Genomic DNA, 17381 nt, shown 5'->3' with positions numbered 1-17381 from the left:
TTTCATAAAAAAAAGCCGTTGAAATTGATTCCAACGGCTTTTTGTATGCTTGTTTTTTTCAAGACCTTATTCAACATCATAATTGATCGGAAAGAATAAGTCTATACTTTCGGCTGGATTTTATTTACTATTGTGAAGCCGGCAAAACCTAATAAATGGAGTGTTGTTAATGGACGTTACTTGTCATCTCGATAAGGCTGACTTACAGGATTATATTAGTAGGGTTTTTGGCAGCAGCTATTTCGTTGCTCGTGTTTCGCGTATGCATGGCGGTGCACAAAAGGTGGTCTACAAGATTGAGTGCAGTAATGGATTTTCCTGCGTTTTGTATGTGTGGGATCTTTCGATGAATTATTTTAAAGAAGAAAAAGCAAATGAAGATATAAATGAACAATCCTATGGAAGTCATTTATTCGAATTAAATAACAGGTACTTAAGACAACATGGAATTCAGACCCCTGCTCTTTATGATCTGAATAAGGCAAGAGATCGTTACTCTTTCGATTATGCTCTGGTTGAATATATAGATGGAAGAATGGCAGAAACCTATTTTCATCATCCCGATTCACGTGTTCAAGATAAAGTTTTTCAGCGTGTGGGGGAAATGCTTACTGCTATGCATACCAACGAGAGGCATGTTTTTGGGAAAGCAAATGCTAACGAGAGCAGCATGAGCGAATGTCATTTATTACAAATGGAAAATGCGAAAGTGCAGCTAGCCTATGCCTCCCAACATATTGAGAAGATCAGGTCTAATCAAAGCAAACTGCTCGATAAGTTGTACGAGCTTGAATCAAAAATTCAACCCAGACAGCAATATGGGTTTATTCACGGGGAACTGGGACCTGACCATGTTATGGTTAATGATAAACTGGAGCCCTTTCTGATAGATATTGAAGGGGCAATGTACTATGACATTGAGCATGAACATAGTTTTTTACAGATGAGATTTGGGGATTTCTATCGGTACTTAAAGAGCGATGCTCTGGATCATGATAGGCTGTTATTTTATCAATTCCACCATCATGTCTCCTTAACTTCAGGTGGATTAAAGCTGCTGCATAGAGGATTTCCTGACCAACAATTCGCCCAAGGCCTAGCTGATTATCAATCGGAACGCGCGCTGAGGTTTATCGAAGGATGAACTAAACAAGGCGTTTGGATTGATAACCTACTGCCATGTCCTCGAAAGTAACCTATTAGCCTTCTTCACCCTTTAGGGTGGGGGAGGTTTTTTCGTTATACAACTACAAGGCATAATAAAAGACCGCATCCACTGGAATTGCTTCCGGATCTGGCGGTCTGATGTCTTCGTTATGAATCAATCTTTATCTGAAAGGGTTAGTTAATGAAATTTAACGGTCTTGATGCGAGCCTCTTCTTCATAGCTAAGTGGTTTCGGAGATTGCGGAGTGTGCAGATGACGCTCCACGGAGTACTCCATTTTCCGGTAGTCCTCATTACCTGTATTCAATGTTGGATTCCAGTTTTCTGTCACCCAATTTTTAAGTTCCTTAAGTCCTGCTAGCATTTCCTCCAGCCTCCTTTGGCGAAGAAACAAAATAGATTTTGTAGTTCTTTGTTTACGCTTTCATTATAATCCTAAACTCCATTTTTTAAAAGGTGTGTCCGTCTGAAAAACACAGATTATTCAGTGAACATTGTGTGTTATTTAGGTTTTGTGCTTCATCTGGAGAGAAGTGTCTCCCTGTAGGAGACATTTTTAGTGGAGCTGAAAGGATACTCATTAGTACCACTTTTTTAATTTTTTTTACATCCGTATATCCAACAAATACTAACCTGAAGAAATAAATTTAGGGTGGAATATTTACAGGATTATTTTCTAATGAATATGGAAAAATAAATGATTATTAGCTGCGAGGTGCACTGAAAACCATTATTGTGCTAATCATAAATAAGATTGGTGGAAATAAATTTTATTTTTCTAAAAATAGAGAAAATAATTTACAAAACCAAAATATAATGATATTTTGTTTATGTAGAAAAGAAACCGCTCACAACTTAAGGGGGATTAACAATGACACTCACAAAGTTCCACGGAATTATACCTGCCTTTTATGCCTGCTATGACGATCAAGGAAATATTTCGGAATCCCGGACGCATGCTTTATGTGATTACTTATTTGAAAAAGGAGTTCAAGGTGTATATGTGGGAGGCAGCTCAGGAGAATGTATTTACCAGAGTCTCGACGAACGCAAAGCGGTACTAAGCTACGTAGCTAGTAACCTGAAAGGTAAAATGACACTGATTGCCCACGTGGGTGCCCCTTCCACTAGAGATAGCATTGAGTTAGCGAAACATGCTGCAACCTTAGGATACGATGCATTATCCGCAATCCCGCCTATATATTTCAAGTTACCTGATAGTGCAGTCTATAAATATTGGAGCGAGATTATGGAGGCAACCCCTCTAAGCTTCATCATATACAACATTCCTCAGACTACTGGATATACACTGACTCCGTCCCTATTTGAGAAGCTGCTTGCGAACAAAAAGGTGATTGGTGTGAAGAACTCCTCCATGCCGACTATGGATATTGAAAGATTCAAAAGAGTGGGTGGAAAAGATGTAGTGGTATTTAATGGACCGGATGAACAGTATGTTGCGGGAAGAATCATGGGAGCGGATGCGGGAATCGGTGGAACCTATGCGGTTATGCCTGAGCTGTTCCTGCAAGCAAATGAATTTGTTAAGGCTGGTAAGTTCGAAGAAGCTGGACAAATTCAAAGCGATATCAACGATATTATCATCGCCCTTTGTTCGCTCAAAGGTGCCATGTATGCCGGAATAAAAGAGATTCTAAAATTAAGAGGCGTAAACATTGGCAGCGTAAGAGCACCGCTTGAGGCAGTAGCCGCTGAGGATGCTGGTCCGATCGCAGACATTATGAAATTGATTGATCAAGCTATTGAAAGATATTGCGGTTAAGATAATGAAGAAATCCATCGTATGCTTTGGCGATTCTAATACTTGGGGCTACGACGCAGAGACAGACCGCAGATTTAAGGATGATATTCGTTGGACGGGAATTCTTCATACAGAATTGGGTGACGCCTACCGAATGATCGAAGAAGGGCTTCCCGGCAGAACAAGTGTCAGTGAGGACCCTCTATTTGAAGGACTTTCTGGAATCTCCTATATCTATCCCTGCCTGATGTCACATTCGCCATTAGACTTGGTTGTGATCATGCTTGGGACCAATGATACAAAAGAAAGGTTTGGACTAACTTCTTATAACATCGCACAAGGTATTGTTAGGTTGGCTCTTAAAGCTAAAGATAGCGGTGCAGGACCCGAGGGGAAGGCTCCAGAGGTTCTAGTAATCGCGCCCCCTCCGATTGGAGCAGAGTATATTCATACCCCTATTGGCAAACCAATGGGTAGCGGATGTAGTGAGAAGTCTATGGAGCTCGCTGAGCATCTTGCAGCTTTACTAACGGAAACTGGCATCCACTTTATAGACTCCAGAGATCATGTATCGATGAATGAAATTGATTATATGCATCTTGATCCGCAAGGACATCGCAGCATGGCCGATTTAGTGCAATACCATGCCAAACGGATTTTAAATTAAGGGTTCTATACTTTCGAAGCGAGTTTCGTACGAAGTGATTCAGAGAAGAAAATGCTCACAAAACTTTAAGCGTATGCTTTCGAAGCGAGTTTTGTACGAAGCGATTCACAGAAGATAATGCTCACAAAACTTTTAGGGAGGTTTATAAATGAAGAAAAAACGTTTACTCTCGACAATGGTTGTGCTAATGGTGATTATTTCTTTAATTTCAGGTTGCTCAGGTAACAATGCTGCGAGCTCTAATACATCCGATAATTCTTCTGCATCTGGGAAGGAAAAAGTGGGGATCAGAGTATGGCTGACTCCACAGTGGAAGGGTGTTGTGGATGCCACGGAGGCAGGCGCGGACTATGATAGCTTCCTAAAGCACGCCGCTGAGAAATTCAAAGCACAATATGATAAATATGATGCGGATATTCAAATAGAGGTCATTGCTGGAGATCAGCGCGATCAATTGCTAAACGTTAACTTAAGCGGAGGAACACCTCCAGATGTGTTCTTTGAGAGTGTATTCCCGATGGGGGATTACGTTCACCGTGGAGCATTGGTTCCTTTGACCGACATCATTGATGAAGACGCGAAGAGCGATATTGCTCAAAACTACTGGGACGCTGTAACGTTCGGAGAAGATATTTATTTCTATCCATTCCAGCACAACCCAGGCACCTTGGTTTACAACGCGGACATGTTTAAAGCAGCAGGCTTAGAAAAGTTTGTGGGTGAAGAATCCGAAATCAAAACTTGGAACTTGGATGAATATCAACAAATTCTTGAGGGTCTGAAAAACAATCTGCCGAAGGATAAGTATTCGAATGCATATCCAATGGCATTATTCGCTGTAAATAATCAGGGCGATACATGGAACCTTGCCTATATGAGAATGTTCGGCAATAAGTTCTTTGATGATCAAGGCAACATTGTCCTGAACGATGAGAACGGAGTTAAAGCTGCAACTTGGCTGAAAAACCTATATGACGGCGGATATACAAATCCAGGAGCAGAATCTGTTTCTTCAAATGATGCCAATGCTATGTTCCAAAATCAGCAATTAGCGATCAGTTTCACTAATCCGATTCTGTTTAATGGTACGAAAGCTAATATGGCGGATGGTACGGCAGCGAAATTTGATATGAGACTTGCTAATATTCCGTCGGAAAGCGGCGATCCTCTATCCTTTACTTATGTAGTAGGCGCTAGTGTATTCAAGTCCAAAGATGCTAAGAAGACTGAAGTAGCTAAAGATTTCGTGAAGTTCTTCTCAAGCGATCCTGAGTTAGTTAAATCCTCTAAGAATGGTATTCCTGTAAGAAGTTCTGTAGCCGAAGCACTTAAAGCGGAGAATCCACTGTTTGCAGCTTACGATGCCAACTCTAAATATTTGTTCAACTTCACAGGCAACGTTCCAGGATACAGCCAATTAAGAGAGGTCTTATATCCAGAGCTACAAGCACTTTACATGGGAGCTAAGACACCGGAACAGTTTGCGCAAGATTATCAGGCAAGTGGCAACAAGGTGATTGAGACCAATAAAGCTGGCTCTGTAATTTTCCAATAATCTAAGACCAGATAAACAATACACGATTGATAGCCTTTAGGGTCTGAAGAGACTCTGGGGCTGTTAATTAGAAAGGTAAACGATATGAAACTACGTAGTAATTACCTAAAAGAGAATATTACAGGTTATCTGTTTATTTTACCTCAGATGATAGTATTCTTAGCCTTTCTTGTCTATCCGATCTTAGAAGGGATGCGGCTGAGTCTATACCAGATTAATTATGACAGTGAGAAATTTGTGGGTTTTGCCAATTACACCACATTGTTTAATGATCCGGTATTTTTTAAGGCTACCATCAACACCGTTGTGTTCGTAATATTTATCGTTCTACTTACAGTGGGGTTTGCATTGTTCGTAGCCTCTGCGGTATTTGATAAAAATGCTAAGTACGTTTCCTTTATTAGAGGAAGTTATTATATCCCGGTAATGGTGTCCATGGTGGTTATGAGTATGGTCTGGAGCTTTTTGCTGAATCCGGCTAACGGACTTATCTCTTATCTATATAAAGATATGGGGCTAGGGACGATTAATCTGCTGGGAAATCCAAAGACGGTTCTGCCAGTCGTGATATTTGTAACCTTCGCAACTAACGTGGGCCAGGCAATTATTCTGTATATAGCTGCGATGATTGGTGTCTCGAAAGAGCTTTTTGAAGCAGCCGAAATCGACGGTGCTAGCAGATGGCAAGTGATATCAAAGATCCTGATTCCTTCGGTAGGACCTACAACAACTTATATTACGATTATCAATATTATTGCCGTATTAAAAATCTTTGTAGTCATTCAGTTACTGACCGGTGGCGGACCGAACAATTCCTCCGTAACACTGATGTACTACCTTTATAATAATGCCTTTAAATATAACCAACTCGGCGTAGCTTCTGCGGTAGGGGTTATCATGTTCGTGATTACATTGATATTGTCTGTGCCACAGCTACGAAGCATGATTAAGGTGAAGTGAGGGGGAATACAACATGTCGAAGATTAAAAACAAGAAAAAGAGAGAGAAGTTTGATGTGATATCGAATGTGATCATTATCCTCTTCGCACTCCTTAATCTTTTTCCACTATATTGGTTATTCACAAGTTCACTCAAGAACAGCTCGGATGTTGTGAAAATGCCTCCAGACTGGTGGCCCAAATCGATTACATTCTCCAACTATGTGGATGTATTTCAGAACCAGCCGGCTTTAAGATGGACGTTTAATAGTATTTATGTATCAGGTGTTTCTACTATTTTGGTTATTGTTGTAGGCTCTATGGCCGCCTATGCATTCTCAAAGATTAATTTTAAAGGTAAAAATATAATCTTCATTATCTTTATATCAAGCTTGATGATTCCTAAAGAAATTATGATTGTACCCTTATTCCGGATCACCCAACAATTTGGAATGGTAAATAGTTATAACGGTATGATTTGGCCGAACGTGGCGGGTGCATTTGGAGTGTTCCTATTAAAGGGATTCTTCGATTTAACTCCTAATGCCTTAAGAGAAGCCGGGAGAATAGATGGTGCAAATGAATGGAGAATCTTCACACGCATCATGCTGCCTATTGTCAAACCTGGTATTGGAGCCTTATTTATTCTGAATTTCGTGCAAGTCTGGAATGATTACTTGTGGCAGCTGGTTATAGGCCAAGAGAACAAAATGAAAACATTAATGGTTGGTACTGCGACCTTAATGCAGGATTTGAATCCTAATTTCGCTTATAAAATGGCCGGAGCTACCATCGCTGCAATTCCGATGTTGCTAGTGTTCATGTTATTCCAACGGTTCTTCACCAATGGGATTACGGCAGGAGCAGTTAAAGAATAAATAAAAATGTGGAGTGGGTTACTGATGAATACTGAAAATAATGTACTTAAAAAAATAAAACATAAATTAGTCGTCTCCAGTCAAGCCTTACCAGAAGAACCGCTGCATAGCCCGTTTATTATGGGGAGAATGGCTTATGCTGCTTACTTAGGCGGGGCTTCTGGAATTCGGGCAAACAGCGTAGCGGATATTCAAGAAATCAAAAAGCAAGTGAATCTGCCGATCATTGGGATAATCAAAAAGGTGTATGAAGGCTCTGAAGTCTTTATTACACCCACTCAAAAGGAAGTCGATGAGCTGTACCGCGAAGGGGTAGATATCATTGCTATGGATGCTACAGACCGTATTCGCCCGGATGGATCTACCATTTCTGAACTTTTTCCACTTTTAAAAGAGACTTACAAAGATCAACTGTTTATGGCGGATTGTTCTACATTTGCGGAAGCTGCGAAGGCTGTTGAGCTGGGATTTGATCTGATTGGAACTACCTTGAGCGGTTATACAGAGGCTACTAAAGGGCGCAACTTGCCAGATTTTGAATTGGTTCAACAAATCGTCAACAACTTCTCTGTTCCCGTTATAGCTGAAGGTGGGGTTTCCACTCCTGAAGAATTAAAGACCATGTTTGATTTAGGTGTGTATTCAGCAGTGGTTGGCTCTGCGATCACGAGACCGATGGAGATTACGAAACGGTTTGTGAACGCTATTCAGTAGAACGCCAGAGAGGGTAGATGGAAATGAGGATTGTAGCCGTAGATATTGGCGGTACCAATACCAAGATGTGTATATGCGATAAACAGGGGAATGTACATGACTTCAAGGAGTATGCAACAGAAAGCTACTTGGGGGGACCTCATGTAATCTCAAGAATGCTGGAAAAGATTGCAGAATACGATCATTTTGATGCCATTGCCATAAGCACCGCGGGCCAAGTTAATGCAGAAGAAGGATTTATTGTCTATGCTAACGAAAATATACCTAGATATACTGGAATGAAAATTAAGGATATTGTCACCCATCATTTTCATAAACCTGTTATGGTAGAGAACGATGTGAATTCAGCAGCATTAGGCGAGGCTTATTTTGGGGCTGCTCAGAGCTTTAACAATTTCTTATGTCTAACCTTTGGCACAGGCATTGGCGGTGCAATCGTCATTAATCGCCAAATCTATAAAGGGGCTAATGGGGTAGCGGCTGAATTTGGCCATATCTTTACTCACCCATTGTCGGCCACATCCGGAGTAGAAGGACTGCCATATTATGAGAAATACGCTTCAACTACAGCTTTAGTGAAGATGGCTCAGCTGGCAGATCCCGAATGCACGGATGGAAAAGCCTTATTTGATAAAATACAGAGCGGAAATGAGCAGCTTGAACGTATTTTAGATCTATGGATTACTGAAGTGGCTGTTGGTTTAGCTTCTATCACTCATATCTTCAATCCATCCGCGATTATTATTGGTGGCGGCGTAATGGAACAAGAAGATTTGGTTCGAAGGGTAGAAGAACGAACGAAGTCTTTGCTTATGGAAAGCTTTGCGGGAGTGAGAATTGTTAAAGCCTCATTAGGGAATAAGGCAGGTCTGCTGGGAGCTTCCTCCTTATTCGTACATTAATTTATTGAAAAGGAGGGGCTTTTTTGCGGACAATCAGTATTTTTTCTTCAATTCATTCTAAATACAATAATTTGACGAATACGGAGAAGAAGGTAGCGGACTATGTACTGGAGAACACGAGAAGTGTAGTCTACATGTCGATTACTGATCTTGCAGATGCATGTGATGTTGGGGAATCAAGTATATTTCGATTTTGCAAATCTTTAAGTTATAAAGGGTATCAAGAGTTCAAGATCGCATTGGCACATAGCATCACTGTGGAGAATGAGATCCCGCAGCTTACCGATCAAATTCTGATGGATGATACGATTGAAGCTGTTGCTTCTAAAGTGCTGACCACGAATGTAAGTGCACTCAACGAGACCTATAATTTAATTGATATACAGAAGATCAGTGAGGCTATTGAGTATTTGATTAATGCAGAACGTGTATTATTTTTCGGTGTGGGCTCTTCTCTAGTCACAGCTATGGAAGCCAAAATTAAATTTATGCGCATTACGAACAAAACGGAATGTTTAATGGATTCACATCTGCAGATGATGTCGGCAGCACTGATGTCTAACCGGGATGTCGCTGTTGTGATTTCTTATTCCGGCTCGACCAAGGATAGCATTGAGGTTGCGAGAAAAGCAAAGGAAAGAGGAGCCAAAGTAATATCCATTACTAGGTTTGAAAAGTCACCGCTAACCTCGTACTCCGATCTGACCCTGCTATGTGGTGCTAATGAAGGACCGCTGCAAGGGGGTTCATTATCTGCAAAGATATCGCAGCTCTATCTGCTTGATATTTTATATGTAGAATATTTCAAGAAGACTAGTGAGCAATCCATAATTAATAAAGAAACAACAGCTTCAGCAGTCAGTGAGAAACTGGTTTAGTACATTAAGATGTGAGGGGAATGGAAAGCTATGATCTTAGGTTCTTTGTCATCTTGGGAAGAGCATATCAAGTATGAGAATCCTGTCATTGTTGAGGCTATCGAGGAATTGAAAGTAATCTTACAACATGATCCTGATCTTGGACGAATCGAAATTCGCGGGAACGAAATGTATGCTTCGATTATGGCTCTTGAGGCAAAATCGCTGGAGGAACAAGTCGCAGAGAAGCATGAGGCCTATATTGATGTGCATTATCTGATCGAAGGTGAAGAAACGATTGGCTGGGCAACCCTGCAAGAAGGGATCGAACCCATTAAGCCTTACGATGCCCAAGGAGAATATGCGCTTTATCCCCCATCAGCAGATGAAATATTGTTATCTTTGAAGCCTGGCATGTTCGCGGTCTTTTTCCCTCATGATGTTCACAGACCGGGTATGGGTCAACCGGGGCAGCAGATTAAAAAAGCTGTCATTAAAATCCACACAAATCTACTAACTCCATAACATTGAGATTGAGGCTGGTAGCGGAACCATTCCGCTGTCAGCTTTTTTTGCGTCGCTTCTATTTACTTATATCTAAATTTATAAATATACAAAATATAAAGATTGGTGGTAAACTTAACATGCCTAAAGCTTTTTTTGTAGAGCTTAAGGATTTTTTTGCATGCACATTTATGAGTGAGCAAAGAATATTACAGAGAATTACACTATAGAAAGAATAATGGAGGCAGGAGAGTTAAATGAAGAATAAAGGTCTAAAGAGAATGTTGTTGTTATCTATGATGGTTGTTGTCATCGCTGCACTTGCAGTCGGCTGTGGTTCGAAAAATAATACAAATACAGAATCGTCAGAGGGAGCTGCTCCAGAGGCTGCAAAAGAAGTTACCTCCTTGTCGCTAGGTTTATTGCCCTCGATTGATGCTATTCCTTTTATCATCGCACATGAACAAGGTTTCGATAAAAACCACGGTGTGGAGCTGGATATCCAAACATTTAAAAGCGCCAAAGATCGGGATGTAGCTTTTCAAGCAGGCAAGCTGGATGGTCTAAGCGCTGACCTGGTTGCGATCTCCATTTACAATGAGGCTGGACTGGATGTGAAGATCGCCAGTACAACTTTTGGAGAGTTTGATTTGCTGACTGGAAATGAATCCATCCAGGATGTGAAGGATTTGAAGGGTAAAACCGTGATTTTGTCCAAAAATACCTCCACACAATATACAGTGGCAATGATGCTGAAACAAGCGGGCCTGACCGAAGATGATATTACAGTCACAGAGGTTCCACAGATTCCGACCCGTTTAGAATTGCTTAAGAATAATAAGGCGGATGCGGCTATTTTGCCGGAACCTTTTGTAACTATGGGCAAAACCTCAGGGTTGCGTGTACTGAGCTCAACGCTAACTGCGGGAGTAAATCCGTTCGTTTTAGCTTTCCCGCAAACTGCAATTGATGCCAAAGCAGAGGCTATCCGCAGTATGTATGCTGCATATGATGAAGCAGTAGCTTATATGAAATCCCATGAGCAATCCGAATATATCGATCTTGTAATCAAAGAAGTAGGATATCCGGAAACATTAAAAGATGAAATCAAGGTACCAGATTATGTACCAGCTTATCAAGTGGATGTGAAGGAAGTAGAGGCCGCATTTGCTTGGGCACGGGAAAAAGGTTTGCTCAGCAAAAATATCTCGGCCGAAGATGTGATTTCTGATGTCCAATTCAAGAAATAAAGGACTCGTTATAAAGGATCTGAAAGTAGAATATAAGAGCGGACAATTGGCCTTGGGTCAGGTAGATTTAACTTTGCCGGAGCACGGGATTTACACCATTATCGGACCCTCCGGCAGCGGGAAATCAACTTTATTACGGGCGATTGCGGGCTTGCTGCCTAGCTATCAGGGACACATTCTTTTTAATGAGAAATCTGTGCATGAGAAAGAAACGTTAATCGGGCTGGTGCCGCAGAACTACGGGCTTCTTCCTTGGAAGACTGTACATGATAATATTCAGATAGCGATGAAGATTACGCATACGGCAAGTTCATCCAAGCAAGAACGGGAGACGCAGATTAAGCAGTGGATTTCGTCGATGGGGATCTCTGATTTAGCAGAACGTTATCCCTTATCCCTTAGTGGAGGCCAGCAGCAAAGAGTGGCGATTGCCAGAGCTTTTGCCATTTTGCCTACTATTCTGTTGCTGGACGAGCCATTCTCTGCACTCGATGCGATAACAAGGGAAACGCTGCAGGTCCTCTTTTTAGATAACTGGCTGGCTAACCCTACGACTACGTTATTTGTCACTCATGATGTGGAAGAAGCGATTCTGCTGGGGCAAAAGATTATTGTCATGCCTTCCAACAAAGAAACTACACCTGAGATTATTGATAATCAGTTGGTGTTTCATATGAAGCATGAGGATAAGCGGGACAGTGTAGATTTCTTTGAGCAGACTAAGCGGATTAGAAAGGTGATGCAGGAGATATGGTAAACAAACGTCGACTTCATCATCTAGTAAGGCTTCTATTTGTATTTGTCTGTATGAATGTAGTCTGGTATATCGCATTTTTACTTATGAATCATTCGATTTTGCCAAGTCCCTTTGCTGTATATAAAGCGATGTTTCAGTTAGGGGCGCAGGATATTGCTATAAATGTGGGGTATAGCTTGTTCAGAATTTTTGCGGGTGTGGTGCTGGCGTTAATTATTGGACTGCTCATAGGTCTTCTAATGGGACGTTCGTTGACCTGGAACAAACTGCTGGACCCTGTGGTTTACTTGACCTATCCGGTTCCCAAAATTGCCCTGCTTCCAGTAGTGATGCTGTTCTTCGGGCTTGGGGAAACGTCCAAAATCCTAATGATCATGCTGATTCTATTGTTTCAGATCATCATCTCTGTAAGGGATGGGGTTAAGGCTATTCCGGACAATACCTATGATGTCTTAACTAGTATAGGTGCCAGCGCTGTGCAGAAGTTCTGGCATGTGACACTGCCGGGTGCATTGTCAGTGATTCTGAGTACGATTCGTATTTCGCTAGGGACAGCGATATCTGTACTGTTTTTTACGGAGATTTATGGAACAGAGCACGGCATGGGCTTTTTCATCATGGATGCGTGGTTAAGATTAGATTATCCGGAGATGTATGCGGGAATTATGTTGTTCAGTTTGGTCGGTTTTATTCTCTTCTTGCTTGTTGATTTTCTTGATTACAAGTTTATGAAGTGGCGGAATTAAATTTAGTTGAGATATAACTATAGCTTTCCTTTGCCCGAGTTTAGGCAAAGGGGAGCTTTTTTTATATGATTTTTTGGTGAGAATAAAATTAATTTTAATTTCATTATTATTTGAATGGAAAAATAAAACAGTAAAATAAATGGAGGAAAAAATGAAAAATAAACTTACTTATAGCTGTAAACCCCCGTTTATTTTAGAGGAATATAAAGATGGTGAGATGAAAAGAGGGAATTTATTTTAAAAAAACTAATAAATCTCTTAATTTCTTGCATATCTATTGGAAATTATATTCATAAAAGTATAAAAAGGTTTAGTTTAATTTATTTACAACCAGATTTTAGTATGGTATTTTATCAATGGAAACGGATTCATTTAGGTTTTACGGAATGATTTTAAGTTTTTACGAATGGAAGGATTTGTTCGCTTCATAAGAAAATGAAAATGCTAATAAAAAGTTGGGGGTAAATATCTTTGAATAAATATGGACGAAAACTATGGCTTACGGTGCTGATTTTCGTGATTGTAGTTGGCGGTCTGACGTATTATTGGGCTTCTAAGGGAGAAAACACCGCGCCACTGTCTCAGTCTAAGGAATCTGCCGTAGAAGCAACGGGTGAAGCGGGAAAGGAAACTGTTCCACCGGCGACAGCAGCTAATACAAGTAGTGGACCCGCGTATACGTTGACCGTGGATACGGAAAATCCGGGAGCTAAGATAAGCCCGATGTTGTACGGAGCCTTTTTCGAAGAGATTAATCATGCGGGAGATGGAGGGCTATATGCAGAGCTGATTTCCAATCGTTCCTTTGAGGATAGTTCGGTCACATTGTTCAATTGGTGGATTGATGAAAAAGGAGGCAGTAAAGGGAAGCTTGCTCTGACCGGCACTAAGCTTTTGAACGAGGCTCAGACCCAGGCAATGGCTTTAACAGTATCATCTGCTGCCGAGGGCGGTTCGGTATCTGCTGTGAATAACGGTTACTGGGGGATCGCTTTGACGAAGGATGCCAGTTACAAGTTGTCTTTCTATGCGCGGCCAGAGCCAGGGGACAATATGCCACTGCGTATAACGTTAGAAAGCCCGGATGGCAAAGAGCTATATGCAGAACAGACCGTTGATAAGTTAAAAGAAGGATGGAACCCATATACATACACACTGACTTCTACAGGTACTGTAGCAAACGCACGAATTGTAATCTCTGCTGCAAATGTAGGTACTGTTTATCTCGATATGGTGTCTTTGTTTCCTGAGACTTGGAACAACAGGGAGAATGGACTTCGCATCGATTTGGCTGAAAAGGTAGCTGCGATGAAACCCGCATTCGTTCGTTTTCCGGGGGGATGTTTTGTGGAAGGAAAAACGCCAACAGATGCTTATCAATGGAAGAATACCATTGGACCGATTGAGACGCGTCCCGGTCATAAGGGATATTGGGATTATCGCTCCTCAGATGGGCTGGGCTTCCACGAATATCTGCAATGGGCTGAAGATCTGAAAGCGGAACCATTATATGTAGCTTATATCGGGATTTCACATAACGGAGATCCTATAGCCAAGCAGAATACCGTTCCAGTCAGTGAAATTCAGCCGTGGATACAAGATGCGCTGGACGCCATTGAATATGCAAACGGACCGGTTACTAGCAAATGGGGGGCACAAAGAGCCGCCAATGGTCATCCGGAGCCTTTTAATATGAAATATGTAGAGATTGGTAACGAAAACAATTTCCAGATGAGTGAATATATTAAGCGTTATGGCTTGTTTTATAAGGCAATTAAAGAGCAGTATCCAGAGATTCATCTCATTGCCAATGCGGCAGTTGAAGGGGAGCCTATCGAACTGGTTGATGAGCATTACTATGAAACCTCTGAATGGTTCCTCAGCAACTCGAACAGATACGATACTTATGACCGTAGTGGTCCTGAGATTTATGTTGGTGAGTATGCGGTGACCAAGGGTGCCGGAGAAGGCAATCTGAACGCTGCAATCGGCGAGGCCGCTTTTATGATGGGTATGGAACGGAATTCTGATATCGTGAAAATGTCCTCCTATGCTCCGTTGTTTGTGAATACGAAGGATCGTACTTGGAACCCGGACGCTATTGTATTTGATTCATCGACTAGCTACGGAACACCTTCTTATCATGTGCAGCAGATGTTCGGAAGCAATAAGGGGGATGTAGTTCTTCCAACCTCACTTGTGGCTCTAGGACAAGAAGAAACCTCCGGTAAGCAATCCATTCAAGGTGGAATTGGTTTGGGGACTTGGGCCACCCAGGTAGAGTACAGCGATATACGAGTAGCGAAAGGTGATGACGTTCTTTTTGAAGATCATTTCAAGAAGGATTCCGGAGCCTGGACTCTAAACAATGGGGACTGGGAACAATCCAAGGGTACTTTTAAGCAGACTTCTAATGATATTGATATTCGCGCAGTTGCCGGTGAGGCTTCATGGAGTGATTATACACTTTCTCTTAAGGCGAAAAAGACTGGCGGAGCAGAAGGCATGCTCATTATGTTCGGCTCTAAAGATGAAGGCAATTTCTATTGGTGGAATCTTGGCGGCTGGGGAAATACGCAGAGCGCGATTGAAAAATCAGTAGGTGGAACAAGAGCAGTCATCGGAAGAACGGTTCCTGTAAGGATTGAGACTGGGAAATTGTATGATATCCGCATTGAATTATCAGGTGCTAATATCCGGCTCTATCTCGACGATGAGCTTATACAAGAGGTGAACGATGAAAGTCCAGCAGGGCCGCTGTTCCAAACTGCAAGCCGTGATCTTGCCACAGGTGAGCTGATCGTTAAAGTCGTTAATGCGGGTGACACTGCTCAGCGCACGGATGTTTCTTTTGCCGGACTTGCCACATCAAGCCTGGGAGGAACAGCTACCGTACTTCAGTCGGACGATTTAAATGCTGAGAATAGCTTCGCTGAACCTGACAAGGTGGCACCTGTAACTCAAAAGGTAAGTGTAGACAAAGGTAGTCTGGAGTTTGAATTCCCGAAATATTCCGTGACCGTGTTAAGACTAAAGGAAGGGGGGAAATAGCCGGTCATGGAGGGAGGTTCACTCCTTCACTATAAACAAGCATTTATTTGTTCAATTTAAGAGGGAGGTTAGGTTATGATTTCGAAAAGAAAAACGAGCAGTTTAGTCGTATGTATGTTAATGGTTTTTGTGCTTATTCTGTCAGCCTGTAGCAGCGCTGGAAGCTCAACAACGAATCAAAATGCAGCTAACAACGGGAAAACGAACACTGAAAAAACCAATAATGCTAGTGAGCCAACCAATGCAACAGCTACAGAGGGCACGGAAGCAACAGATCCTGCCAACGACCTGCCAAGCAAAGATATTCAAGGTGAGGTTACGGTTTGGGCCTTTAATGAAAAAGTATTTGATGAAGTCGGCGCTGCATTTATGGCTGAATATCCTGGTATTAAGCTGAAGACGGTAGTTATGCCCTTTGGCGACCTGCATGACAAGCTGCAAACCACAATCGCCGCAGGTAGCGGGGCACCGGACGTAGCAGAAGTAGAGATGTACCAGTTGAACCGTTATATGGCGGGAAATGTTTTGGAGAATCTTTTGGAAGAGCCTTATAACGCTGGAAAATATAAAGATCTGGTTGTTCCGTATAACTGGGAACGTTGGATGACACCGGACAGCTCACAGCTGCTTGGTATGCCTTGGGATATGACCCCGGGGGTTTATTACTACCGTGCAGACATTTTTGAAGAGCTTGGATTGCCAAGTGATCCTGCTGAGCTCGGTGAATACATGCAAGATGAAGAGAATCTCTTGAACCTGGCTCAAATTTTGAAAGCTAACGGTAAATATTTTATGGAGTGGAGCGATGGCCCGATCGTATGGGCAGGAGATGAAGTCGGTTACTTTGATAAGGATATGAACTGGACACGTAATACGGACAAAATGGTGAAGGTTCTCGATATTACAAAACGTGGACAACAGCTGGGCTGGGCACCACATATCGGTTATGGCTCAGACGAAGGTAAACAGCTAGTTCTAAAAGGTGATTTGGTTGGTGTCGTATCGGGTTCATTCGGAGCGCGCGGACTTCAAGAAACATTCCCTGAGCTTTCCGGAAAGTGGAAAGTAACCCGTTTGCCAGTAGGCATTAACGTGGGAATGGGCGGATCAAGCTTTGTTATCCCTTCGCAAAGCAAAAATAAAGAAGCAGCATGGGCTTACATTCAATGGAGCATGAGAAGTGAAAATGCTTGGAAAATTTGGACAAAACATTCCATTCAGCCAGGTTACAAGGATATTTCCAGTCTTGATTGGTACGCAAACACTAAAAATGAATATCTGGGTGGGCAAGAGGAATTTAAACTATATGAACAATTAAGCAATGATATTCCTGTCAAACACCTTACACCAGTAGATAACAAGGGCTGGGAAATCTTTATAACGGCGATCGGTGATGCACTGGCTAAGAACACAGATTCCAAGACGGCTATTCAAAAAATTGGTGATGATGTCTTGAAGCAAGCTTCCAAAGAAATTGCTGCCTTTAAAAAGGCAATGGGAATGCAGCCGTAAGGAAATCTAATAACAGGAGGGGCAGCCTGCAATTGCCAGAGCTGCCCTGCTTGTATTCACTTAAGTCCGAGAGGCCCGTAAAGATGGGAGGAGACCGATGCGTGTTACGCATACTGCGAAA

The 17381-nt window shown here is 42.0% G+C and carries 16 protein-coding genes; 15 read left to right on the top strand and 1 reads right to left on the bottom strand.

All coding sequences use genetic code 11. The annotated features are described in order from the left end of the window. The first annotated feature begins 214 nt into the window (after window positions 1-214). Complete coding sequence (locus MKZ16_RS26580; protein WP_076103735.1) at window positions 215-1144, top strand: aminoglycoside phosphotransferase family protein; 930 nt, start codon at window positions 215-217, stop codon at window positions 1142-1144. Window positions 1145-1345: 201 nt separating this feature from the next. Here the strand turns inward: MKZ16_RS26580 and MKZ16_RS26575 are convergent, their stop codons facing one another. Continuing rightward, complete coding sequence (locus MKZ16_RS26575; protein WP_036679656.1) at window positions 1346-1531, bottom strand: hypothetical protein; 186 nt, start codon at window positions 1529-1531, stop codon at window positions 1346-1348. 507 nt (window positions 1532-2038) lie between these two features. Here MKZ16_RS26575 and MKZ16_RS26570 point away from each other — a divergent pair. The 14 genes from MKZ16_RS26570 (at window position 2039) to MKZ16_RS26505 (ending at window position 17260) form a co-directional block, all read left to right on the top strand. Beyond that, window positions 2039-2950 carry a dihydrodipicolinate synthase family protein gene (locus MKZ16_RS26570; RefSeq protein WP_038573110.1) on the top strand — a complete coding sequence of 304 codons (912 nt, stop codon included), beginning with the start codon at window positions 2039-2041 and terminating at the stop codon, window positions 2948-2950. Beyond that, entirely contained in the window at window positions 2919-3596 is a 678-nt protein-coding gene (locus tag MKZ16_RS26565; protein ID WP_218918660.1) for an SGNH/GDSL hydrolase family protein, read from the top strand. Before MKZ16_RS26570 ends, MKZ16_RS26565 begins: the two co-directional genes overlap by 32 nt. 148 nt (window positions 3597-3744) lie before the next feature. Next, the gene (locus MKZ16_RS26560) at window positions 3745-5151 is read left to right on the top strand and encodes an extracellular solute-binding protein (RefSeq protein WP_076103679.1); all 1407 of its coding nucleotides are present in this window, start codon (window positions 3745-3747) and stop codon (window positions 5149-5151) included. A gap of 84 nt (window positions 5152-5235) precedes the next feature. After that, entirely contained in the window at window positions 5236-6111 is an 876-nt protein-coding gene (locus MKZ16_RS26555; protein WP_036679648.1) for a sugar ABC transporter permease, read from the top strand. A gap of 13 nt (window positions 6112-6124) precedes the next feature. After that, complete coding sequence (locus MKZ16_RS26550) at window positions 6125-6967, top strand: carbohydrate ABC transporter permease (protein ID WP_080742596.1); 843 nt, start codon at window positions 6125-6127, stop codon at window positions 6965-6967. 24 nt (window positions 6968-6991) lie between these two features. Next, window positions 6992-7681, top strand: coding sequence for an N-acetylmannosamine-6-phosphate 2-epimerase (locus MKZ16_RS26545; RefSeq protein WP_036679646.1), 690 nt, complete (start codon window positions 6992-6994; stop codon window positions 7679-7681). Window positions 7682-7704: 23 nt separating this feature from the next. Then, window positions 7705-8583, top strand: a complete 879-nt coding sequence (locus MKZ16_RS26540) for an ROK family protein (RefSeq protein ID WP_076103677.1) — start codon at window positions 7705-7707, stop codon at window positions 8581-8583. 23 nt (window positions 8584-8606) lie between these two features. Continuing rightward, window positions 8607-9461 carry a MurR/RpiR family transcriptional regulator gene (locus MKZ16_RS26535; RefSeq protein ID WP_051491079.1) on the top strand — a complete coding sequence of 285 codons (855 nt, stop codon included), beginning with the start codon at window positions 8607-8609 and terminating at the stop codon, window positions 9459-9461. Window positions 9462-9491: 30 nt separating this feature from the next. After that, a complete protein-coding gene (locus tag MKZ16_RS26530; protein ID WP_076103676.1) occupies window positions 9492-9965 on the top strand; it encodes a YhcH/YjgK/YiaL family protein in 474 nt (157 codons plus the stop codon). 236 nt (window positions 9966-10201) lie between these two features. Next, entirely contained in the window at window positions 10202-11194 is a 993-nt protein-coding gene (locus MKZ16_RS26525; protein ID WP_094902111.1) for an ABC transporter substrate-binding protein, read from the top strand. Continuing rightward, complete coding sequence (locus MKZ16_RS26520) at window positions 11175-11951, top strand: ABC transporter ATP-binding protein (RefSeq protein ID WP_076103674.1); 777 nt, start codon at window positions 11175-11177, stop codon at window positions 11949-11951. The genes MKZ16_RS26525 and MKZ16_RS26520 overlap by 20 nt, the downstream gene beginning before the upstream one ends. Further along, complete coding sequence (locus MKZ16_RS26515) at window positions 11945-12697, top strand: ABC transporter permease (RefSeq protein WP_081383954.1); 753 nt, start codon at window positions 11945-11947, stop codon at window positions 12695-12697. Before MKZ16_RS26520 ends, MKZ16_RS26515 begins: the two co-directional genes overlap by 7 nt. A gap of 471 nt (window positions 12698-13168) precedes the next feature. Beyond that, complete coding sequence (locus tag MKZ16_RS26510; protein WP_081393315.1) at window positions 13169-15748, top strand: alpha-L-arabinofuranosidase C-terminal domain-containing protein; 2580 nt, start codon at window positions 13169-13171, stop codon at window positions 15746-15748. A 75-nt stretch (window positions 15749-15823) separates the two neighbouring features. Beyond that, on the top strand, window positions 15824-17260 hold the full coding sequence (locus tag MKZ16_RS26505) for an extracellular solute-binding protein (protein ID WP_076103673.1): 1437 nt from the start codon (window positions 15824-15826) through the stop codon (window positions 17258-17260). Window positions 17261-17381 lie beyond the last annotated feature (121 nt).

The organism is Paenibacillus sp. FSL R5-0928 (assembly GCF_037970385.1).
GTDB classification, from domain to species: domain Bacteria; phylum Bacillota; class Bacilli; order Paenibacillales; family Paenibacillaceae; genus Paenibacillus_AQ; species Paenibacillus_AQ odorifer.
Note: the sequence above shows the minus strand (reverse complement) of the source record. Positions and strands in the feature narration are given on the sequence as shown.

Bases quoted from the DNA above. Each gene is read 5' to 3' on its own strand.
- MKZ16_RS26575 (WP_036679656.1), bottom strand. From the start codon at position 1,531: ATGCTAGCAGGACTTAAGGAACTTAAAAATTGGGTGACAGAAAACTGG.
- MKZ16_RS26570 (WP_038573110.1), top strand. From the start codon at position 2,039: ATGACACTCACAAAGTTCCACGGAATTATACCTGCCTTTTATGCCTGC.
- MKZ16_RS26560 (WP_076103679.1), top strand. From the start codon at position 3,745: ATGAAGAAAAAACGTTTACTCTCGACAATGGTTGTGCTAATGGTGATT.
- MKZ16_RS26555 (WP_036679648.1), top strand. From the start codon at position 5,236: ATGAAACTACGTAGTAATTACCTAAAAGAGAATATTACAGGTTATCTG.
- MKZ16_RS26550 (WP_080742596.1), top strand. From the start codon at position 6,125: ATGTCGAAGATTAAAAACAAGAAAAAGAGAGAGAAGTTTGATGTGATA.
- MKZ16_RS26545 (WP_036679646.1), top strand. From the start codon at position 6,992: ATGAATACTGAAAATAATGTACTTAAAAAAATAAAACATAAATTAGTC.
- MKZ16_RS26540 (WP_076103677.1), top strand. From the start codon at position 7,705: ATGAGGATTGTAGCCGTAGATATTGGCGGTACCAATACCAAGATGTGT.
- MKZ16_RS26530 (WP_076103676.1), top strand. From the start codon at position 9,492: ATGATCTTAGGTTCTTTGTCATCTTGGGAAGAGCATATCAAGTATGAG.
- MKZ16_RS26525 (WP_094902111.1), top strand. From the start codon at position 10,202: ATGAAGAATAAAGGTCTAAAGAGAATGTTGTTGTTATCTATGATGGTT.
- MKZ16_RS26520 (WP_076103674.1), top strand. From the start codon at position 11,175: ATGTCCAATTCAAGAAATAAAGGACTCGTTATAAAGGATCTGAAAGTA.
- MKZ16_RS26515 (WP_081383954.1), top strand. From the start codon at position 11,945: ATGGTAAACAAACGTCGACTTCATCATCTAGTAAGGCTTCTATTTGTA.
- MKZ16_RS26505 (WP_076103673.1), top strand. From the start codon at position 15,824: ATGATTTCGAAAAGAAAAACGAGCAGTTTAGTCGTATGTATGTTAATG.